The 21391-nt window shown below is 71.8% G+C and carries 19 protein-coding genes; 13 read left to right on the top strand and 6 right to left on the bottom strand.

Annotation, left to right across the window (positions count from 1 at the left end):
- Positions 1 to 66 precede the first annotated feature (66 nt).
- The 7 genes from BMY07_RS36025 to BMY07_RS01405 all read left to right on the top strand — a co-directional run bounded on the left by BMY07_RS36025 (position 67) and on the right by BMY07_RS01405 (position 7503).
- Entirely contained in the window at positions 67 to 1734 is a 1668-nt protein-coding gene (locus BMY07_RS36025) for an IclR family transcriptional regulator domain-containing protein (RefSeq protein ID WP_092774549.1), read from the top strand.
- Positions 1735 to 2465: 731 nt separating this feature from the next.
- A complete protein-coding gene (locus BMY07_RS01430; protein WP_092774548.1) occupies positions 2466 to 3230 on the top strand; it encodes a CoA transferase subunit A in 765 nt (254 codons plus the stop codon).
- On the top strand, positions 3230 to 3862 hold the full coding sequence (locus tag BMY07_RS01425) for a CoA transferase subunit B (RefSeq protein ID WP_092774547.1): 633 nt from the start codon (positions 3230 to 3232) through the stop codon (positions 3860 to 3862). Before BMY07_RS01430 ends, BMY07_RS01425 begins: the two co-directional genes overlap by 1 nt.
- A gap of 70 nt (positions 3863 to 3932) precedes the next feature.
- Positions 3933 to 4640, top strand: a complete 708-nt coding sequence (gene pcaH, locus BMY07_RS01420) for a protocatechuate 3,4-dioxygenase subunit beta (protein ID WP_092774926.1) — start codon at positions 3933 to 3935, stop codon at positions 4638 to 4640.
- Between the two features lie 16 nt (positions 4641 to 4656).
- On the top strand, positions 4657 to 5277 hold the full coding sequence (gene pcaG, locus BMY07_RS01415; protein ID WP_092774546.1) for a protocatechuate 3,4-dioxygenase subunit alpha: 621 nt from the start codon (positions 4657 to 4659) through the stop codon (positions 5275 to 5277).
- Positions 5264 to 6370 (top strand): bifunctional 3-oxoadipate enol-lactonase/4-carboxymuconolactone decarboxylase PcaDC, encoded by a 1107-nt coding sequence (pcaDC, locus tag BMY07_RS35130; RefSeq protein ID WP_092774545.1) that lies wholly within the window; start codon positions 5264 to 5266, stop codon positions 6368 to 6370. Before pcaG ends, pcaDC begins: the two co-directional genes overlap by 14 nt.
- On the top strand, positions 6367 to 7503 hold the full coding sequence (locus BMY07_RS01405) for a 4-hydroxybenzoate 3-monooxygenase (protein WP_092774544.1): 1137 nt from the start codon (positions 6367 to 6369) through the stop codon (positions 7501 to 7503). The genes pcaDC and BMY07_RS01405 overlap by 4 nt, the downstream gene beginning before the upstream one ends.
- A gap of 15 nt (positions 7504 to 7518) precedes the next feature.
- On the opposite strand, the gene BMY07_RS01400 is transcribed toward BMY07_RS01405, so the two are convergent.
- From BMY07_RS01400 to BMY07_RS01390, 3 genes are all read right to left on the bottom strand, one after another.
- Positions 7519 to 8397 (bottom strand): hypothetical protein, encoded by an 879-nt coding sequence (locus BMY07_RS01400; protein ID WP_092774543.1) that lies wholly within the window; start codon positions 8395 to 8397, stop codon positions 7519 to 7521.
- Between the two features lie 73 nt (positions 8398 to 8470).
- On the bottom strand, positions 8471 to 8800 hold the full coding sequence (locus BMY07_RS01395) for a DUF2218 domain-containing protein (protein WP_092774542.1): 330 nt from the start codon (positions 8798 to 8800) through the stop codon (positions 8471 to 8473).
- Positions 8801 to 8894: 94 nt separating this feature from the next.
- Entirely contained in the window at positions 8895 to 9599 is a 705-nt protein-coding gene (locus BMY07_RS01390; RefSeq protein WP_092774541.1) for a helix-turn-helix domain-containing protein, read from the bottom strand.
- 244 nt (positions 9600 to 9843) lie between these two features.
- On the opposite strand from BMY07_RS01390, the gene BMY07_RS35120 reads away from it, so the two are divergent.
- Entirely contained in the window at positions 9844 to 10821 is a 978-nt protein-coding gene (locus BMY07_RS35120) for a helix-turn-helix transcriptional regulator (protein ID WP_245782121.1), read from the top strand.
- Between the two features lie 51 nt (positions 10822 to 10872).
- Positions 10873 to 11313, top strand: coding sequence for a VOC family protein (locus tag BMY07_RS01380; protein ID WP_092774540.1), 441 nt, complete (start codon positions 10873 to 10875; stop codon positions 11311 to 11313).
- On the opposite strand, the gene BMY07_RS01375 is transcribed toward BMY07_RS01380, so the two are convergent.
- On the bottom strand, positions 11270 to 12388 hold the full coding sequence (locus BMY07_RS01375) for a DUF418 domain-containing protein (RefSeq protein WP_092774539.1): 1119 nt from the start codon (positions 12386 to 12388) through the stop codon (positions 11270 to 11272). The two genes, BMY07_RS01380 and BMY07_RS01375, sit on opposite strands and share 44 nt — an antisense overlap.
- Before the next feature lie 374 nt (positions 12389 to 12762).
- Between BMY07_RS01375 and BMY07_RS01370 the strand changes: the two genes are divergently transcribed.
- Together BMY07_RS01370 and BMY07_RS01365 are read left to right on the top strand one after the other, a co-directional pair.
- Positions 12763 to 14613 (top strand): S8 family peptidase, encoded by a 1851-nt coding sequence (locus tag BMY07_RS01370; protein ID WP_092774538.1) that lies wholly within the window; start codon positions 12763 to 12765, stop codon positions 14611 to 14613.
- Positions 14614 to 14802: 189 nt separating this feature from the next.
- Positions 14803 to 15357, top strand: coding sequence for a hypothetical protein (locus BMY07_RS01365; RefSeq protein ID WP_092774537.1), 555 nt, complete (start codon positions 14803 to 14805; stop codon positions 15355 to 15357).
- A 3-nt stretch (positions 15358 to 15360) separates the two neighbouring features.
- Here the strand turns inward: BMY07_RS01365 and BMY07_RS01360 are convergent, their stop codons facing one another.
- Together BMY07_RS01360 and BMY07_RS01355 are read right to left on the bottom strand one after the other, a co-directional pair.
- Complete coding sequence (locus tag BMY07_RS01360) at positions 15361 to 18783, bottom strand: phage tail protein (protein ID WP_092774536.1); 3423 nt, start codon at positions 18781 to 18783, stop codon at positions 15361 to 15363.
- 105 nt (positions 18784 to 18888) lie between these two features.
- Positions 18889 to 19692: an eCIS core domain-containing protein gene (locus BMY07_RS01355; RefSeq protein ID WP_092774535.1), complete on the bottom strand. Its 804-nt coding sequence runs from the start codon at positions 19690 to 19692 to the stop codon at positions 18889 to 18891.
- 390 nt (positions 19693 to 20082) lie between these two features.
- Here BMY07_RS01355 and BMY07_RS01350 point away from each other — a divergent pair, with 390 nt between their 5' ends.
- Both BMY07_RS01350 and BMY07_RS01345 read left to right on the top strand, forming a co-directional pair.
- Complete coding sequence (locus BMY07_RS01350; protein ID WP_245782120.1) at positions 20083 to 20733, top strand: sensor histidine kinase; 651 nt, start codon at positions 20083 to 20085, stop codon at positions 20731 to 20733.
- A 6-nt stretch (positions 20734 to 20739) separates the two neighbouring features.
- Entirely contained in the window at positions 20740 to 21372 is a 633-nt protein-coding gene (locus tag BMY07_RS01345; RefSeq protein ID WP_092774533.1) for a response regulator, read from the top strand.
- Positions 21373 to 21391 lie beyond the last annotated feature (19 nt).

Raw genomic sequence — 21391 nt, 5'->3', positions numbered from 1 at the left:
GACCGGGGTCATCCAGGGTCGCATGTGGTCGTTTAGGGTCTAGCGCTGACCACGTACGGAGAGCCGATGCCACCGACGCCCGAGGACCCAGCCCCAGCCGACGTCCCGGTGGACGCCGTCGCGCCGCTGGCCAGGGGCCTGCTGCTGACCCGGTTGCTCACCGACGCCGGTGGCACGCTCAGCCCCAGCGAGCTGCAGCGGGCCAGCGGCCTGGCCCGCTCGACGGTGGACCGGGTGGTGGCGACCCTGGCCCGGATGGGCTACCTGCGGGTGGACCGGCGCGAGGTCGGCCTGGCGCCGCGGCTGCTCGAGCTCGGCAACGCCTACCTGGCGGCGCTCGGCATCCCCGACCGGCTCGGCCCGATGGCGCGGCGGCTGGCCCAGGAGCTCGACGAGTCGGTGTCGCTGGCCGTCGGGGACGGCGACGGGGTCCGGTTCGTCCAGCACGCCACCCGGCGCCGGGCGGTGTCGCTGACCTTCGGCATCGGCGACCTGCTGCCCGCCGAGCGCACCGCCGCCGGGCAGCTGGTCGCCACGGGCTGGGACGAGCAGGACTGGGCCCGCTGGCAGGACCGCCGCGTCGCCGACCCGGACGACCACGGCTTCCCCGCCGTGGGCCCGCGCCAGGGCCCGTCGCCCGACTTCCCGGCCCTGGTGGCGTCGGCCGGTGAGCGCGGGTGGGCGGTGGACGACCAGCTCGTCGAGCGCGGGTTGGTGGCGCTGGCGGTGCCGGTGCGGGCGCCGGACGGGCGGGTGGCCTGCGTGACGAGCGTGTCGAGCCACACCAGCCGCCACAGCGCCGAGTCGCTGCGCAGGGAGCTGCTGCCCTGCCTGCGCGACGCCGCCGCCGCGATGGAGCACGAACTGCGGACCGCGCGCGAGCCCGCGGACGGCGACTCGGCGGTGGGCCTGGCGGCGTGGACCGGGGCGTCGAAGCAGGAGCTGGGCCGCGAGTTCATCGAGTCGCTGGCCAGGGGCCTGACCGTGCTGACCGCGTTCGGCGCGGGCCGCGCCGAACTGGGCCTGAGCGCCGTCGCCCACGCCACCGGCCTGGCCAGGGCCACGGCCAGGCGCGCCCTGATCACCCTCGTCCACCTCGGCTACGTCAGCACCGACGGCCGCCTGTTCCGCCCGACACCCCGCGTGCTCGGCCTCGGCTTCCCGGTCCTGGCCGCGACCACACTGGCCAGGATCGCCACCCCGCACCTGGAAGAACTGGCAGCCCAGGTCCGCGACTCCTCCTCCCTGGCCATCGCCGCCGAGGACGACCGCGACATCCAGTACGTCGCCAGAGCCGCGACCCGGCGGATCATGGACATCGACATCACCCTGGGCACCCGCTTCCCGGCATACGCCACCGGAATGGGCCGAGTCCTCCTGGCCAGCCTCCCCCCAACCGAACTACGCAGGCGGTTGGACCGAACCGAGCAGCGGCCACTCACACCACACACCATCACCGGCCGAGCGGAACTGCTAGCCGCACTGGACGAGGTCAGAACCCAGGGCTACGCAGTGGTCGACGAGGAACTGGAGATCGGCGTGCGCTCGGTGGCGGTACCGGTACGTGACCGAGCCGGAGCAGTAGTCGCAGCCGTGAACGTCGCCATGCACAGCCAACGCCGCACCCCCGAAGAATGCCTGACCGACGTCCTCCCCCTCCTCCACCACGCCGCCACCACCATCGAATCCGACCTCCACGTCACCGAGCGCTTCGCCACAGTCCCCAAGGTCTAACCCCCCATCAAGTAGGGACGCTAGAAGCCAGGACCCCCAACAACGTTGGCCCCCACCCGGCCCTCACAGACGTTGGCCGACAAGCGCTCCTCGGTTTCGCTGGTGCCAAGCCGGCTCGATGGGGTGGAATTGTTTTGTGTGTGGGGGGGGGGGACGGCACCCGTAGCGTCGCTCACCGTGGCAGGGCCTGTTTGTGGGCCCCTGCTTTGTGGTTCTGCCCGGGTGTCGTAGGGGCCCCGCGCAAAACGAGTTCGCCGCATCGAGCACAGCTCGAAACTCGCGTCAAGGCCAATGCCGAAGGCGAGGCGGTTCCGTCGACGCCGCAGGCGAGCACGGGAGCCGCCGACCCCCAGCTCAAGATCAAACTCGCCACAGCAGCCCCCGATATACAGCTTACCGAGCAGCACCGACTCAACACACCAAGCGAGCCAGAGGCCTGTGGACAACCCCCAACCAGCACCCAGCCCACCATGCCCAACCGCACCCACCCCAGCCACTGAACGGCCGTGACCCCCTGCCCCGACCAGCCCACGCCAGGTCATCCAACATTCCGGTCCGGTTGACAGCATCCCAGCCCCGGCCCGACACTCGTCCGCGAGAACACGGTGAAGACAAGTTCACCAGGCGAACACCCCCAAGCGAACCCACCCACACACCCGAGGCAGACCACAGCACACCGAGGCAGAGCAAGACCACAGCAGAGCAGACCAACCACCTGGGGCAGGCAGCACATGGACAAGGTCATCACCAGTGCCAAGGAAGCGGTGTCCGACATCGCCGACGGCGCGAGCCTGGCCGTGGGCGGGTTCGGGCTCAGCGGTGTGCCGAACGCGCTCATCGAGGCGGTGCACGAGGCCGGGGTGGGTGGGCTGCACGTGGTGTCCAACAACTGCGGCGCGCTGGACTCCGGGTTGGCCGTGCTGCTCGCGGCGGGGCGGATCGCCAGGGTGACCGGGTCCTACATCGGCGCGAACGCCGAGTTCGCCCGCCAGTACCTGGCCGGGGAGCTGGAGGTCGAGCTGATCCCGCAGGGCACCCTCGCCGAGCGGCTGCGCTCCGGCGGGCACGGCATCCCCGCGTTCTTCACCCCGGCGGGCGTGGGCACCCAGGTCGCCGAGGGCGGGATGCCCTGGCGCTACCACCCCGACGGCACCGTGGCCCTCGCCTCCCCGGCCAGGGAGACCCGGGTGTTCCACGGCGTCGAGTACGTCCTGGAGGAGAGCATCACCACCGACTTCGCGCTGGTCCGGGCCGCCGTGGGCGACCGGCACGGGAACCTGGTGTTCACCAAGTCCGCGCGCAACTTCAACCCGCTGGCCGCGATGGCCGGGCGCACCACCGTCGCCGAGGTCGAGCGGCTGGTCGAGCCGGGTGAGATCGACCCGGACCACGTGCACCTGCCCGGCGTGTTCGTGCAGCGGGTGGTCGAGCTGACCCCGCAGCAGGCCGCCGACAAGAAGATCGAGTTCCGCACGGTGCGCGGGCGGGCCGAGTAGTGGCCTGGAGCAGGGAGCAGATGGCGGCGCGGGCGGCGGCGGAGCTGCGCGACGGCGAGTACGTGAACCTGGGCATCGGGCTGCCGACGCTGATCCCCGAGCACCTGCCGCCGGGGGTGAGCGTCACGCTGGAGTCGGAGAACGGGATCCTGGGCACCGGGCCGTTCCCCACCGCGGACGCGGTCGACCCGGACCTGATCAACGCGGGCAAGCAGACCGTCACGGTGCTGCCCGGAGCCGCCTACTTCGACTCGGCGCTGTCGTTCGGGATGATCCGCGGCGGGCACATCGACACCGCGGTGCTCGGCGCCATGCAGGTGTCGGCCACCGGCGACCTGGCGAACTGGGCGGTGCCCGGCAAGCTGGTCACCGGCATCGGCGGCGCCATGGACCTGGTGCACGGCGCCCGGCGGGTCATCGTGGTCATGACGCACACCACCAAGGACGGCGCGCCCAAGATCGTGCGGCGGTGCACCCTGCCGCTGACCGGCCGCGGCTGCGTGCACCGGGTCATCACCGACCTCGCCGTGCTCGACGTGGGCGCCACCGGGGTGGTGCTGGTCGAGACGGCACCGGGGGTCAGCGCGGCCGAGGTGGCCGCGCGGACCGACGCCGACCTGCAAGCGCGCTGAGGGGAGCAAGGCCGTGCGACCGCCGACACCGCTGACCGGGGAACCGACCCAACGCGACATCGACGCCGCGATGGCCGAGGCCGACCGGCGACCACCACCGGACCCGGACCACCCCGACCGGGACTACCCGCCCTACCGCAGCAGCGCGCTGCGCCACCCGAAGCAGGCGCCGCTGCCGGTCGTGGACCCCGAGGCGGTCGAGCTGACCGGCCCGGTGTTCGGCGTGACCGACGTGTCCGCGCTGGACAACGACCTGACCCTCGGCCAGACCGGTGAGCCCGCCGGGCAGCGGATCACCATCACCGGGCGGGTGCTGGACCGCACCGGGCGGCCGCTGGCCGGGCAGCTGGTGGAGATCTGGCAGGCCAACGCCGCGGGCCGCTACGCGCACGACCTCGACCAGCACCCCGCGCCGCTGGACCCGAACTTCACCGGCTCCGGGCGCTGCCTGACCGACTCCGACGGCGAGTACAACTTCACCACCATCCGGCCCGGCGCCTACCCGTGGCGCAACCACCTCAACGCGTGGCGGCCCGCGCACATCCACTTCTCGCTGTTCGGCACCGCGTTCACCCAGCGCATGGTGACCCAGATGTACTTCCCCGGCGACCCGCTGTTCCCGTACGACCCGGTGCTGCGGTCGGTCACCGACCAGTCCGCGCGCGACCGGCTGGTCGCGGTGTACGACCACGACCTGTCCCTGCCCGAGTGGACATTGGGCTACCGCTGGGACATCGTCCTGGGTGGACCGGCCCGCACCCTGTTCGAGGATCGATGACGCCGTACGAGGATCGATGACGCCACAGCCCGACCCGCACCCTCCCGGCGGGCACGCCCCCGGCTGGTTGCCGCCGACCCCGGCGCAGACCGTGGGCCCGTTCTTCGGCTACGCGCTGCCCTTCACCGGCGGCGGCCACATCGCGGGCCACGGCGACCCGGACACCATCACCGTGCACGGCCGGGTGTTCGACGGCGCGAGCGGCCCGGTGCCGGACGCGCTGGTGGAGATCTGGCAGGCCGACCGGGACGGCTGCCTGGCCGGGGCGCCCGGCTCGCTGCGGCACGACCAGGTGACCAGCGAGGTCGTCGGCCGGGACGGGACGGCGTTCACCGGGTTCGGCCGGGTGCCGACCGACGCGGACGGGCACTGGGCGGTGCGCACGGTGGCGCCGGGCCCGCACCGGCCGGGGGCGACCCCGTACCTGGCGGTGGCGGTGTTCGCGCGGGGGCTGCTGCGGCACCTCTACACGCGGGTGTACCTGCCGGAGCGGGCCGACCACGTGCGCGCGGACTTCCCCGACCTGCCGGCGGAGCGGCTGGACACGTTGCTGGCGGTGCGCGAGCGCGCTGGTCTGTACCGGTTCGACATCCGGCTGCAGGGCGAGCGAGAGACGGTGTTCTTTGACTTCTGCTGACCTGACCTACCGGCTCGACGGACCCGATGGCGCGCCGCCGCTGGTCCTGGGGCCGTCGGTGGGGACCTCCAGCGCGGTGTGGGACCACCAGGTCCCGGCGCTGGCCAGGCGGTTCCGGGTGGCGCGGTTCGAACTGCCCGGCCACGCGGGCACGCCGTCACTCCCGGCCGGAGCGTCCGTCGAGGACCTGGCCCGGCTGGTGCTGCGGTTGGCCGATTCCCTCGGCTGGCAGCGGTTCGACTACGCCGGGATCTCGATCAGCGGCGCGGTCGGGGCGACGCTGGCGTTGCTGGAGCCCGCCCGGGTCGGACGGCTGGCGCTGGTGTGTTCGTCGGCGCGGTTCGGCGAGTCGCGGCAGTGGCGGGAGCGGGCGGAGTCCGTGCGGGCCAACGGGACGGCGTCGTTGCTGGAGCCGACCGTGGCACGGTGGTTCGCCGGCGCCGGTTCGTCCCCTTTGGGCAAACGACTTGTCAACGATCTAGCCACTGTGGACGCTTCCGGGTATGCCGCCTGTTGCGACGCGCTGTCCACTTACGACATTCGAGGCCGGTTGCCCGAGATCCAGGCACCGACGCTGGTGATCGCGGGGCGGGCGGATCCGGCAACACCGCCCGCGCTGGCCCGTGAGCTGGTCGACGGGATCCCGGACGCGAGCCTGACCGAGATCACCGGGGCCGCGCACCTGGCCGTCGTGGATCGACCGGAGGCGGTGACCGCGGCGCTGCTCGCCTTCCTGGACGGGGATCGCGCGGGGATGCGGGTGCGGCGTGAGGTCCTGGGCGACGAGCACGTCGACCGGGCGATCGCGCGGACCACGCCGTTCACCGAGGCGTTCCAGGACCTGATCACCCGCTACGCGTGGGGCGAGATCTGGACCCGGCCCGGGCTCGACCGGCGCACGCGCAGCGCCATCACGCTGACCGCGTTGGTGGCGCGCGGGCACCACGACGAACTGGCGATGCACGTGCGCGCGGCGCTGGGCAACGGGCTCACCCGCGACGAGATCGGCGAGGTGCTGTTGCAGTCGGCGATCTACTGCGGGGTGCCCGCCGCGAACGCCGCTTTCGCCATCGCGCAACAGGTCCTGGAATGAGCCTGCTGGTCGGGATCGTCGGCGCCGGGCCCGCGGGATTGCTGCTGGGCAGGTTGTTGCAGCGCGCGGGGATCGAGAGCGTGGTGTTCGAGAGCCGTGACCGCGGGTACGTCGAGCGGCGGCAGCGGGCGGGGATCCTCGAACAGGGCACGGTGGACACCTTGCGCGCGGCGGGGGCGGCGGAGCGGCTGGACCGCGAGGGCATCCCGCACGACGGCATCGACCTCGTGTTCGACGGCGCGGCGCACCGGGTCGACTTCCTCGGCACGACCGGCGCGCGGGTGTGGATCTACGCCCAGACCGAGGTGGTCAAGGACCTGGTGGCGCTGCGGCTCGGCGACGGGCTGCCGCTGCTGTTCGACACCGAGGTCCACGCGGTGACCGACCTCGACGGCCGCCCGAGGGTGCACCACGACGGCGGGACCCTGGTGTGCGACTACGTGGTGGGCTGCGACGGTTTCCACGGGGTGACCCGCGGGCTGGTGCCGGGGCCGGTGCACGAGCGCGCGTTCCCGTACTCGTGGCTGGGGATCCTGGCCGACGCGCCGCCGGTGCACCACGAGTTGGTGTACGCGCACTCCCGGCGCGGCTTCGCGTTGGCCAGCATGCGCTCGCCGTCGGTGAGCAGGCTCTACCTCCAGGTCCCCAACGGCGAGTCCCCCGACGCGTGGCCGGACTCGCGCGTCTGGACCGAACTCGAGCACCGCCTCGCCGACCACCGCCCCCACCGCGGCCCCATCACCGCCAAGTCCGTACTCCCCATGCGCGCCTCCGTCGCCGAGAACCTCCGCAACGGCCCCCTGTTCCTGGCGGGCGACGCCGCCCACATCGTCGCACCCACCGGCGCCAAAGGCCTCAACCTGGCCGCCTCCGACGTCACCCTCCTCGCCGCCGCCTTCGACCAGCTGAACCGCACCGGCTCCCCCGCCCTGCTGGACGCCTACCCGAGAACCGCCCTGCACCGCGTCTGGCGAGCCCAGCACTTCTCCCACTTCATGACCACGACCCTGCACCTGGCCCCTGACCAGTCGGAGTTCGACACCCACCTCCAACTCGCCCGGCTCCGCCACCTCACCGCCTCCCGCGCGGCCACCACCGCCCTGGCCGAGAACTACACCGGCATAGCGCTCTAGGTACGCGGGAAACAGCTAGTTGAGGTGCCCCAACAGCACCGGGTTCGGCACCGTGTCCACGTTCGGGGCTGTCGGGTACCAGAGGAACTGGTTGGTCGGCACCCCGGCGGCGTCGGTGATCAGGGTGATCTCGGCGGTGCCGATGCCCTTGCCGTCGACGTTGCGGGGGTTGTTCTTGCGGCTGTCGGTGGGGCCGTGTTGGAACGCGGTGGAGTCGGCGATGGGGACTACCCAGCGGGTGGGGTCCTTGGTGGGGGTGGGTTTGGCGGCGACGAACATGACGTGGCCGGTGTCGGTGGCGCCGGGGCCCAGGGCGTAGGTGACGATGTCGCCGGGGGTGAGGGCGGGGACGGTGCGGACCCGGGTCCAGTGGCCGTTGGTGGTGCCGGGTTCGATCTGGGTGAGCATGGCGGCCCAGTCGGCGGCGTAGGGGCCGTGCTCGATGGCGCCGACGCCGAGGTCGCAGCCCGCGAGGAAGCCGGTGCCCCTGGTCTCGTTGGTGATGCGCACCAGGTCGGCGTAGGCGGGGCAGTCGGCGGCGCGGAGCAGGACGTTGCCCCAGCCGGAGCAGTCGACGATGTAGGTGCCCGCGGAGCGGTTGACCGTGGTCGTGTGCTGGTAGTCCGACTTCTGGTAGGTGTCGAGCTGGCGCCGGATCTCGGCGGAGACGGCGTCGGCGCCCTTCTCCTCGTCGTCCTGGCGGACCCGGGGTGCCGCCCGGAACGCCTGCGTGGTCGTCGTGGGCGCGACCGGCGCCGCGGACTGCCCGGTCTTGAGGCAGCCGATCTCCTCCGCCGTGACGGCGGGGGCTCCGGCCTGCTGGGCCGGGGTGGTGGACGAGCACGCGGTCAGCGCCAACGCGATGACCACCGGTGGGACGAGGCGGATCAGCATGCCCTGATCATCGACCGTCGGGCCGCGCCGCCTTGAGGCGGGTCAGCACACCGGGTGACACATACCGGACGCGTCATTCATCCCCGGAGTGCCGCCACTCGGTGCCCGCCTCGCCCGTCGACCGGCTCCACAGCACGACCAGCTCGTCCTTGGCGCCGAAGCGCACCAGGTGCTTGCCGACCACGGCCTCCAGCCGCTCCAGGTCCTCGGCGGCCCCGTCCACGGTCAGCAGCAGCGCGTCCGGCTCGGCGACCAGGCTGGAGGTGCCGAACGGGAAACGCAGCTCACCGACCCCGGTGTCGGCGTCCCAGCTGGTGTCGACCTTGCGGGCCATGTGCGCCGCCAACTGCTTGGCGTAGCGCCCCGGCCGATCGGTCACCACACGTGCGCTCGAGGTCGCCATGCCGCGTCTCCCGTCCCGTCACCACCACGTCCAGCGGCGATGTTACGTCGCCACCTGTCGAACTACCCGACTACATGACGCGCGTCGCACCCGCTCAGGCCGCCCAGGTCGACGAGGTGGCCAACTGCGACTGCTGCGCATAGAGGCTCTGCACCAACTGCTTGCCGACCGCGGTGGAGTCGTACGCGCGCTGCGCCAGGTCGAACTGCCGGCGCGGGCCCGCGTCGTCCTGCTCGGGCTTCGGTGGACCCTCGATGATCTTGTCGGCGAGCTCGGACACCGCGTCGGCCGACAGGGTGGAGTCGGCGGCGCTGATGGCCGTGGTGAGGGTGGTCTTGAGGGTGTCGGCGTCCATCCCGTTGGCGGCGGCGACGTCGGTGAGCGACTCGCCGGAGGCCAGTTCGTCGTCGAGGTCGTCGATGCCCAGGGCGTCCTGGACGGCGCTGAGGGCCGAGTCGACGCGGGAGTCGCGGGGCGGCGGCGGGGGCCCACCGGGGCCACCACCGGGGCCGCCAGGGCCGCCGTGGCCGCCGCCGGGACCGGCGAGCAGCTTCTGCGCGATCTCGGCGCCGTTGGAGGAGGTCGCGCTGGTGATCGCGTCGGTGAGGGTCGACTCGCTGACGCCCTTGGCCTTGGCGATGTCGGCGAGGGACTGGCCGTCCCGCAACGCGGCGCGCAGGTCGTCGGTGGACATGTCCAGCGCCTTGGCCGCGGCCTGGAAGGCCTTGCGCGTGGACGAGGCGTCGGACTTCTGGGTCAGCGCGGTGGTCTGCGCGCTGGAGATGCTGCTTACGGTCATCGTTCCTGCCTCGCGGTGGGGTTCGCTTGCCCCGGGGAGGTCGGCACCGCCACTAGCCCATCCGAGCGAACCCGCGGTACGCACAGCCAACTCATGGGTCGCACAGGCTGCTCCCAGGTCCACGGTGACCAGCCCGAATGCCCCGGGGTCACCCGGTGGTGGTCACCGGGGCGGTGGACAGCAGGGGTAGCCCAGTTCAGCGGTGGGTAGCCGGGTGTGACACCCGTAGGCGGAAGGGCAGGCGATGACGACGCGACCGAGTGCGCCCGGCGGCACTCACGTGGTGCTGCCCAGCCAGCGCGACCCGGGCCGGTCCCGGTTCGAGACCGACGACCCCGACGTGGCGCACCAGTACCTGGTGGAGACCCTGGACCACGACCTGCGGATCGGCTCCCTCGACGGCGGGACGCTGCGCCACGAGCGGGCCTGCGGCGGCCGGTTCGTCGTCGACGACCTGCAGCTGCCGTTCGAGCTGAGCTTCAGCGCCGAGTCGACCGGGCCGCTGGTGGTCGAGCTGTGGGCGGGGCACGCGGAGCGGACCCAGGGCAGCGACCACGCCCAACTCGTCCCCGGTGACGTGCTGGTGCACGCCGGTCCCGGCCAGCGGTTCGCCGCGCGGTCGTCGATGGCGCTGCTGCGGTCGGTCACCTTCGACACCGCCCTGCTCGGCGAGGTGTCCAGCGGGCAGCCGCGGTTCACCGGGTACCGGCCGGTCAGCCCGGTCGCGGCGGGCCGCTGGCGGCGGATGGTGGCCTACCTGGTCGACGACGTGCTCACCGGCGAACCCGTCTCCCGGCTGGTGCTGTCCAACGCGGGCAGGCTGCTGGCGGCGACCGCGCTGAACACCTTCCCCAGCACCACCGCCGCCGAGCCCACCGGGGCCGACCGGCACGACGCGTACCCGCCGACCCTGCGCCGGGCCATCGCCTACCTGGAGGAGAACGCCGCCCGCGACGTCAGCGTGCCGGAGGTGGCCGCCGCCGCGCGGGTGACCGTCCGGGCCGTGCAACTGGCGTTCCGCCGCCACCTCGACACCACGCCGCTGGCCTACCTGCGCCGGATCCGGCTAGACCACGCCCACCAGGAACTGCGGTCGGCGTCCCCCGGCGAGGAGACCGTCACCGCTGTCGCGGCCAGGTGGGGCTTCTTCAACGCGGGCCGCTTCACCGGCTACTACCGAGAGGCCTTCGGTGTCCTGCCCAGTCAGACCTTGGGTTCGTGACGAGTCTGTTGAGGACGGCACTTGTCCGCAAGGGTGCCTAGGGTTGTCCGCATGAGTCCACACGTCTTCCAGGTCGTCGTCGACAGCCAGACCCCGCACGCGCTCGCCGACTGGTGGGCGGAGACCCTCGGCTGGGTGGTCGAGCCCTCCGACGAGGCGTTCATCCGCTCCATGATCGACAAGGGGTTCGCCACCGACGAGGACACGACCAGGCACAACGGGGTGCTCGTCTGGCGCGTCGGCGCGGCCATCCAGCACCCGGACGACCCGACGACCGGCACCAGGCGGCGAGTGCTGTTCCAGTGGGTGCCCGAGGCCAAGACGGTGAAGAACCGGGTGCACGTCGACGTCTGGGTCGGCCAGGAGAACATCCCCGCCGCGGTCGAGGCGCTGGTGGCCAGGGGCGCGACCCGGCTGCACGAGGGCACGCAGGGCCCGCACGGCTGGGTCACGCTGACCGACCCGGAAGGCAACGAGTTCTGCGTGAGCTGAGCCACCGCTGGGGCGCCCGGTGGAGCACGTCCCACACCGTCTCCACCGGCCCCCGCGGGAACCGCCGCAGCCACAGCCACGCCCCGGTCGTGACCACCGCCGACACCACGGCGAAGCAGGTGATCGTCCACAGCGGACCGCCGGTGATGCCGAGTCCCCACTGGTAGCACAGGACCGAGGCCAGGACGTTCTGTGCGATGTAGCACGACAGCGCGCTACGGCCGACCGCGGTAATTCCCTGGCGCAGCGGACCGGGCGCCTCGGCCATTCGGTGAACAAGGGCCGTGACCGCGCCGAGGAGTCCGAAAGCGACGATCGGCGCGCACAGGTAGCGGTCGACCAGCGCCCAGTCCGTCCCCGCGAACGCGGTGAGCGCGTTGAGCGGAACGCCGAGCCCGAGTCCCCACACCATGAGGCGCCGTCGGATCGCGTCTCCGCGCACCGACCGTTCCAGAGCGCCCGCACGCAGCAATTGCGCACCCGCCAGGAACAGCACAGTGCCCAGTGGCAGCACGAAAACAGCCTCGAAGCGCAGGGTGAGTGCGTGCTCCAGCCGGAACGCGACCTGGTCGGTCCACCGCGAGGTGTCCGGTGAGTCGCCGCCGACCAGGTCCTGGCCGTACAGCGCAGCGGTGAGCAGACCGACGACCGCCACGTTCAGCAGCCCGGCGCCGATCATCCAGCCTCGGATCACCCTGGTGCTCCTGCCGACCACGAACGCGCACAGCACGGCCACGGTCGCGTAGAACATCAGCACGTCGAACTCGAAGACCAGCACGAAGTGCAGCGCGCCCTCGACCCACAGCAGCGCCGAGCGCCACAGGTACCAGCCCGGCCATCTAGCGCCGCGACGCACCGCCGACGCGTGCTGGATGGCCAGACCGACGCCGAACAGGATCGACAGCAGCGCCAGGAACTTGCCGTTGCTCAGCGCACGCAGTCCTGACTCGACAGTGCCACCGCCGCCGAGCACGGCGGCGAGCCCGTCCGGGCTGCTGAAGATCCACACATTGGTGCCGAACGTGCCCAGGATCGCGACCCCGCGCAGCACGTCCAGACTCGACACCCGTCCCATATCGTGACTCCCCCTTGTCACCGGATACCACCGACGGTAACGATGGGGCGCGCCGGTCCGCGTCATCCGCGTGGCCGATACCGCGTCCACCCTTCGTCGGAGTGGCGCCGCATTCGCGCCTCAACGGGGCAGCGGCAGGCAGGCGGTTGGTCAATACAGTGAATTGCGCGACATTCACTGTTTTTGTGAACAACTGTGAACGTTCCATCCTTGCCAGTTCTTCACGCCGTTCACCTGCGCTTTCACAGCGGAACGGTCACAGGGAAGGACTAGGGCTTGTATCCGAATTGGGACAATTGCACTGTTCCGGAGTCCGGTCCACCGTGAGGGCATCGTGGACCGTTCGGCTCTGTCCCCTGCACAGAAGGACACCAATGAAGATTCGCCTCTCGCGGAGATCCGCGGTCGTGGCCATCTCCGTCGCCGCCGTCGCCGGGGCCGCCGCGATCATCGCGCCGCCCGCGTTCTCCGCCCAGGAAAGCTCCGCCGCCATCGTCAACGCCGGTGCCGCCAACTCGGTCGCCGACCGCTACATCGTCGCCTTCAAGTCCCAGGGCCAGGGCATCGCCTCGGTCAGCGCCTCGGCCACCTCGCTCACCCAGCGCTACGGCGGCCAGATCCGGCACACCTACGACGCGGGCATCAACGGCTACTCGGCGCGGATGTCGGCCGCCGAGGCCGCGAAGGTCGCCAAAGACCCGAGCGTGGCCTACGTGCAGCAGGTCACCACCATGGCGCTGACCGACACCCAGACCAACCCGCCGAACTGGGGCGACGACCGCATCGACCAGGCGAGCCTGCCGCTGGACCGGTCCTTCACCTACCCGAGCAACCCCGGCCAGGGCGTGCGGGTGTACATCATGGACTCCGGCATCAACGCCAACCACCAGGAGTTCTCCGGCCGGATGGCCGCGGGCTACGACTTCGTCGACGGCGACAGCAGCCCGACCGACTGCCACGGCCACGGCACGCACGTCGCGGGCACCGCGGCGGGCACCACCTACGGCGTGGCGAAGAAGGCCACCATCTCCGCGGTCCGGGTGCTCAACTGCCAGGGCTCCGGCGCCAACGACGACATCATCGCCGGCATCAACTGGATCCGGAACAACGCGGTGAAGCCCGCGGTCGTCAACTACAGCATCGGCTGCCAGCAGCGCTGCACCGACAACTCGCTCGACAACGCGGTGAAGGCCCTCGTGGCCAGCGGCGTGCAGTGGGTCCAGGCGGCGGGCAACTCCAGCGACGACGCCTGCTACTACAGCCCGCAGCGGGTCCCCGAGGCCATCAACGTCGGCAACTCGAACTCCAGCGACGCGCGCAACTCCACCAGCAACTACGGTTCCTGCCTGGACATCTTCGCGCCGGGCACCAGCATCATCTCGGCGTCGTACTCCAGCAACACCGGGACCGCCACGATGACCGGCACCTCGATGGCGTCCCCGCATACCGCGGGCGCGGCGGCGGTCTACCTGGGCAAGAACCCCTCCGCCACCTCGGCGCAGGTGCAGACCGCCCTGGTGAACAACTCCAGCACCAACAAGCTGACGAGCATCGGCACCGGCTCGCCGAACCGCCTGCTCAACATCAGCTTCCTCAACGGCGGCACCACCCCCGGTGACGTCTCGGTCGCCAACCCGGGCAACCAGACCGCGACCGTGGGCCAGCCGTTCAGCCTGAACAACTCGGCCTCGGGCGGCACCTCCCCGTACACCTGGTCGGCCACCGGCCTGCCCGCGGGCCTATCGATCAGCTCCTCCACCGGCACCATCTCCGGCACCCCGACCGCCGCGGCCACCGCGAACGTCACCGTCACCGCCCGCGACTCCGCGGGCAAGACCGGCACCGCGTCGTTCACCATCACCGTCGGCACCACCGGCGGCTCCTGCGGCCCGGTCACCAACTCCGCCGACTACACCATCCGCGACAACGCCACCGTCTCCAGCCCGGTGACCGTCGCCAACTGCACCGGCCGCGCCTCGGCCACCGCCACGGTCGCGGTCAACATCGTCCACACCTACATCGGCGACCTCGTCGTCACCCTGGTCGCCCCGGACGGCAGCACCTACGTCCTGCACAACCGCGCGGGCGGCTCCGCGGACAACATCAACCGCTCGTACACGGTGAACCTGTCCTCGGAGAACAAGAACGGCACCTGGAACCTGCGGGTGTCCGACCAGTACGTCAACGACACCGGCTACATCAACTCGTGGACCCTCACCCTCTGAGTGAGCCCCACCGAGTTGAGATAGCGACAGGATGACGGTGCCCCGGTGAGCTTCGGCTCACCGGGGCACCGTGCTGTCCGCGGACCTGAAACGTCCTTTGTGGACAGATAGGTCATCCTTTCGTGGGCTCGGCGGGCCGCGCCCGGCTCGGTAGACTCCTGCTCGGTCCAGGAGCGGAGGTGCGTCCGAATGGCGCGTCGGTTGGCTTTCGTGTTGGAGATCGACCCCGAGGTGTTCGCCGAACACGCGCGCGACAACGGCTGGGACGAGGCCGGGGCGGACGAGGAGGACGAGGACCGGCCCCGGCAGCGGTGGGACGCGCCAGGCGGGCGGGTCACCTTCGTGGACGACACGGTCGTCGAGGTGCAGTACCTCGACATCGAGGCTGAGCCGAGCGGGCCGGTGGAGGACGCGGTCAAGGCCGAGTTCACCGCTTACGACAAGGCGGACTGCCTCGGCGCGCTCGACCTGGCGCAGCCGCGGGAGACCGTGGTCAGGGCGCTTCGGCTGCTGGCGTGCACGGCGCCGGGCCCGGTGGACAACCAGGTGGTCGAGGCGACGACGGCGGCGCTGGACGACGAGCGCGAGGACGTCAGGGTGGCGGCGTTGAAGGTCGCGAACTACACCCGCTGGACGCGGTTGCTGCCCCGGGTCCGCGAGGTGGCCGAGTCCGACGGCAGCGACCGCGTCCGGCGGTTCGCGGGCAACTCCAGGCTGCTGCTGGAAGCGGTCGAACGGGCATGATCCTCAGATCCTGCGCAGTGTCACCGGGACCAGGTTGATCTCGGCGATCGCCGCGTCCAGCTTGGTGTTGTAGGCGTCGATCTTGTCGATCATCGCGATCTGGTCCGCCGGGTCCAGCGCGGCCAGCCCGCGCTGGATGGCGGGGTCGGTGGCGGGCATCGGCGTCACGGCGATCCCCCACTGCCTCAGGCGCAGCAGGCCCTCCTTGCCGCTGGTGACCCCGCGCAGCGTCCTGGTGGTGCCCACGGCGTCGGTGACCTCGGTCTTGCCGTGGTAGAGGCCGAGTGAGCGGACCTCGACCCCGAGGTCCCAGCCCTTGACGGAGCTTGCCCACACGCGCAACTCGCCGAGCCTGCCCGCGCACCGGGGGCAGGGCGTGCGGGTCACCTTCACCTCCAGCACGCCACGGGGCCTCGCCTCCCCCGCGCGCGTCTGCTCTGCCGGTGTCCCGACGTGCGCGTCCCAGGTGGACTTCACCTCGCCGATGAGCAGGTCTTCGGCGTGGGTGTGCTCGTCCTTGCTGACCTTCTTCTCGTAGGAGGTCACCCGCGACTGGGTGTGGAGCTCACCGAGGGCGTTGGTCTCGCCGAACCCGCCCGGTCTCCCCACCACCGGGAGCTTGAACGACCCGGACAGCACGACGTTGCGGGGGATGGCGAACCCGAACTCGGCGTAGGGGTTGTTGCCCGGGTCCAGCAGTTGGCGGGCGGTGGCGTTGCCGGGGTCGACCTTGGTGGTGCGGATCCGGGTGACCGGGCTGGCCGCCATCGACACGTCGAACCGGCCGGGCGCGTCGCCGCGCTTGACCTCGAGCATGTCGAGCCCCTGCGGGCCGCGCTTGGCCATGATCGACCGGAGCGCGGGCTGGACCTTCTCGTCGGCCACCCCGTCGGGCAGCGCGGCGGCGACGTCCGCCGCGACCAGTTCGCGGATACGCGGGTCCTTGCCCTTCTTCGCACCGTCCGCGCCAGGTTCCCCCCGCTTGCCCTTGTCCTTGCCGCCCACCTTGCTCTTGAGCTTGGCCCACAGCTTCTTGGCGATCCCGGCGATCTTGTCGACCACCCAGTCGATGACCTTCATGACGGGTTTCGACAGGGACTGGATGATCTTCTTGACCTTGTCGGCGATGCCGGAGATGCCGAGGATGGCGGCGAGGGCGCCGATGAGGACGGGGATGGAGGTGGCCAGGGCGGCCTCGATCAGGGTGGGGACGCCGCCCGCGCCGCCGCCCGCGATGGCGATGACGGCGTCGAGGACGGCGTTGACGAACTGGAGGATCTGGGCGCCCTGGGTGACGATGAAGGTCACGATGTCGATGATCATCTTGACCGCCTTGACGAAGGCGGAGGCCGGGTTGAGCAGGCTGATGATCCAGGTGATGCCCGCGATCAGCACGGTGGGGACCAGGAACTGGGCGATCTTGCCGAACAGGCCCGCCTTGAGGTCGCCGGTCTTGGCCTTGATGGTCTCCCAGATGCCGCCGACGCCCTCGGACTTCAGCTTCCGCGCGACCGGGACCGCGCCCTCGGCGGCGGCCATCGCCGGTTCCGGGACGCCGCGGGAGAGGACGCGGCCGCGGATGGCGGACCAGGTGAGGCCGAGCAGGGAGCCGATCATCATGATGATGCCGCGCAGGTCGAACTTCGCGGGCAGCTGCACACCGGCCCCGGCCATGGCGCCCAGCAGCCAGCCGATGAGGCCCTTCTTCAGGTGCTCGCCGATGTTGGCCATGAACGCGCGCAGCCCGGAACCGACCGCGGACACCAGGTTCCCCAGGAACCCGATCGGGTCCTTCAGTATCCCCAGCACCGCTGCCGCGGCCTTGGCCAGGATCCCCAGCAGCAGGTCCTTGAGCTTCAGGATCGTGTCGATCACGCCCTTGATCGCGCCGACCGCCTTGGCCACCAGGCCCTTGTTCTTCTCCTTCTCCGCGTCGATCTCCGCGTCGACCGACTTGAGCGCCTCGTTGTACTTCGACGCCAGCGTCTGCACCAGCTCCGAGCCCTTGGCGTCCACGGACTCGGTCAGCTCGTCGAACTTGCCCGCCAGCTCCCCCGCCGCCTGCTTGCCGACGGCCTGCAGGTCGGCGGGCAGCTTGCGGACCTCGGCCTGCAACTGCTCGCGGCCGGAGGCGATCCGGGTCTTCGCGCGGGTCAGCTCGCCGCCGATGACGTCGGCGACCGAGGAGATCACCGCGCGCATCCGGGTCACGTAGCCCTGCCGCGCGGTGACGAAGATCTGGTTCGCCTCCTCGGGCAGCCCGGCGAACTTGTCCTTGACCCACTTGAGCTTCCCGGTGAACCCGGAGTACCGCCTGTCCTTGTAGGCGTCCATCTTCTGCTTGTGCTCGGCGGTGAACGCGTCGCGCGCCGCCTTCTCCCCCGTGGTGAACGCGTCGTCGACCTTCTTGTCCAGGCCGGACAGGATCGCCTCGACATCGGTCTTGGTCGCGTCGAACACCTTCTGCAGCGTCGCGGTGACCTGCGCGCGCCTCGCCTCGTCCTTGCCCTTGGCGCCCTGCTTGTCCGCGGTGACCTTGCCCCCGGCCTTCGCCCGCTCACCGGCCAGGCCCGCCATCGCCGCCGCGCCCGTTCCCGCCGCCGCGGCCCTCGCCTCGCCCAGGGTTTCCGCCTCGGCGCCGCGCACCTTCCCCGGGGCGGTCGCCGCGTGCTGCTCGACCTCTTTCTTCTCTTGCAGCGCACCGGTGAACTCGGGCTCGTTGGACTTCGCCAGCTGCTCCTCGGTGACCCCCGCCGCGGCCATGTCGCCGTCGACCTGCTTGGGCCCGGCGGAGAAGTCGGTCGCCGCCGCGGGTGCCTTCTCCGGCACGGCCTTGGCGGCGTCCGGCGCGGCGGGCGCTCCCGGCGGGCGGTCCGGCGCGAGCGGGGTGACCGGTTTCTCGGTGGCGGCGGCGGTGTCCGGGGGCGCGTTGGTCGTCGACTCGATCGGACCGGCCGACGCCTGCTTTCCCGCGGTGACCTGGCCCTGCACCTGGCCCTTGACCGCGTCGGCCTTGCCGGACCCGGCGAAGTCGTCGGCCTCGTCGAGGTTCTTCGGTGCCTGCGCGGCGATCGCCTGCTCGACCGCGCGCACGAACCCGGCCTTGTCGAACTCGCCGGGCTTGGCCGCGTTCATCTTCTCGGCGTTGGCTGCCTTGCCCTGCGCCAGTTTGTCGTCCTGCGGCGCGACGGCGGCCGCCTGGGCCGCCGAGGCCTCGGACGCCGCGGGCGGGTGCGCGGCGACCTGTTTCTGCTTCCCCCGAACATCGGCCTCGACCGACGCGAACCGCGGGTCGGCCTCGGCGGTGGGCCGGGTGACCGTCTCAGGCGGAGACTCCAGGCGCTGCACGGCGGGCCGACCGACCGCCTTCGTCGCGGCCCGGTTGCCCACCGACCGCTGCAACCGCCGCACGTGGGCGACGGACATCCGTGCGGCGGGGAGGGCCCTGTGCCGTGGTTCGTCCGAACGGTCGACCGGGGGCGCGCGCCGGGGCTCCTGGTCCCCTTTCGTGCCGGGCGTCCGCACGCCCGATCACTCCTCCTCGGCGAAGTCCTCGCCGCTCTCCTGCCGCTGGACGAAGGTCTGCGCGGCGGGCGCCTCCTCTTCCTCCTCCTCGGGGGCGGGCTCCTCGGCACGCTGCACGGACGGCTCGCCGAACTCCGCGTCGGTCCCGTGGTCGGCATGGTCGTGTTCGGAGTGGTCAGCGTGGTCGTGGCCGGAGTGGTCGTGGTCGGCGCTGCGCTGGACGGCCGGGTCGGCGGTCGGGGCGGACATGACCCGGTCGGCGTTGGCGACGGCCTCGCGTTCGAAGCGGTCGCCGGGGTCGCTGACCTTGACGCCACCGCCGGTGTCGGTGCCGTCGACCGGGCCGGAGCGCTGCTGCACCACGTGGGTCAGCTCGTGGGCCAGCATGTGCTTGCCCTGCGCCGAGCCGGGGTCGTAGTGGTTGTCGGAGAACACTATGTCGGATCCGACGGTGTAGGCCTGCGCGTGCACCGACTTGGCGGACTCGGTGGCGGCGCCGCCGGTGTGCACGCGGACGTCGGAGAAGTCCTGGCCGCCGAAGCGGTCCTCCATCTCGGCGCGGGTGCCCGCGGCCAGCGGGCTGCCGCCGGAGCCGACGACGGAGTGCACCGGGGAGCGCTCCTCCTCCACCAGCGCGCCGACGCCCGCGTTGCCGACCGCGCGCTGCAACCCGAGCAGGCCCGGCGCGCCGAGCACCTCCGGGCGGCCCGCCGCGGCCGCCTTGCCGAGCAGGGCGTGGTCCTCGCCGTCGTGGCCACGGTCCGCCGCCTGCCGGTGTTCGGTCTCCTGGTCGTGTTCGTGCTCGCGCATCTGCCGCCTGCCCTCCCCCACCCTCGTCCGCCGTGTCGGCGCCGCGCGGGGCGTCATCGCCCGTGGCGAGGCCTCGACGCCGAGCGTCCCCGGGTCGCCCGGCCGGGGCAACGACCGTGCGTTCACCCATTAGGGCAGTGCGGATTGCCCGTGCCGCAACGGAATCCGGCGCGGTCGGCGCGCCGGGCCGGTGCCGCGGCGCACCCCGGGTGGCCCTATCCCGATCGCCGCGATGAGCGGAAAGTGCGATTGTTCCCCGGCCGGGTGTGATCCGCTGCTACGAACGGGCTACGCCGTCGCCAGGTGGCCGCATGGCGGAAACGCAGCCCCTATGGTCACCGATAAGGGTGTTGCGGAGGGGACATGCGTCGCAACAAGACGGTTTCTGCGGTGACCGGGGACGCCGGCCCCGACGGCGCGCGGCTGCTGCGGGAGCTGCACGACGCGATCGGGCCCGCGCTCACCGGGATGGCGTTCGGCCTGCGGGCGGCGCGCAACCTGGTCGGCCGCGACCCGGAGTCGGCCGCGCGGCTGCTGGCGCAGCTGGAGGAGGAGCTGCACGGGGCCATCTGCGACCTGCGCGGGCTGACCGACGGCGCTCCCCCCGACGTGCTCGACCGGGTGGGCCTGGTGGAGGCGATCCGCAGGCACGCGCTCGCGTTGAGCGGCCACGTGTCCGGCTCCGGCACACCCCTGAGCATCGATGTGCAGGCGCGCGGGAACATGACCGTGCTGACGCTGCCGGTGCAGGTGGCCACCTACCGCGTGGTGTGCGAGGCGCTGAGCAACATGGCCAGGCACTCCCGCGCGCGCACCTGCGTCGTGCTCATCCGGACCGATGACGAGCGCGACGGGGAGCTGAACGTGGAAGTGGTCGACGACGGCATCGGGGTCCCGTGGCGCGACGCGGACCCGTGGCGCGGGGTGGGGCTGACCTCGATGCGCACCAGGGTCACCGAGCTCGGCGGCCAGTGGTCGATCGAGCCGGGGGTCCCGGTGGGCACCAGGGTGGTGGCGACCTTCCCGCTCGGCTCGGGCTGAGCCGCCGTGCGCCGGGTGCTCATCGTCGACGACCACGCGACGTTCCGGCTCGGGCTCGGCGCGCTGCTGCAGACCGTGCCCGGCGTGCAGGTGGTCGGCGAGGCGGACCGGGGGCAGGCCGCGGTGGCGATGGCCGCGTCGCTGCGCCCGGACGTGGTGGTGATGGACCTGCACATGCCCGATGTGGACGGGGTGGCCGCCACCGAGCGGATCGTGCGCGCGCACCCGGAGACCGCGGTGCTGGTGCTGACGATGGACGACGACGGCGAGGCGGTGTTCGCCGCGATCCGCGCCGGGGCGGGCGGTTACCTGCTCAAGACCGCGGGCCAGGACGAGATCGTGCGCGCCATCCACGCGGTCGCCGACGGGGACCTGATCTTCGGTGGTCCGGTGGCGGCGCGGGTGCGCGCGATGGTCGCCAACAACCCCGCCCCCGCCGGCGACCTCACCGGGTTGACCGCCCGCGAGCGCGAGGTGCTGACGATGATCGTGCGCGGCGAGGGCAACGCGGTGATCGCCAGGCACCTGGTGGTGAGCCCGAAGACGGTGCGCAACCACATCACCCGGATCTTCCGCAAGCTCGACGTCGTCGACCGCGCCGACGCGATCCGCAAGGGCCACGCGGCCGGCCTGCGGTGAAACCGTCGTGGTCCCTGCC

Source organism: Actinokineospora terrae (assembly GCF_900111175.1).
Taxonomy (GTDB): Bacteria; Actinomycetota; Actinomycetes; order Mycobacteriales; family Pseudonocardiaceae; genus Actinokineospora; species Actinokineospora terrae.
Note: the sequence above shows the minus strand (reverse complement) of the source record. Positions and strands in the feature narration are given on the sequence as shown.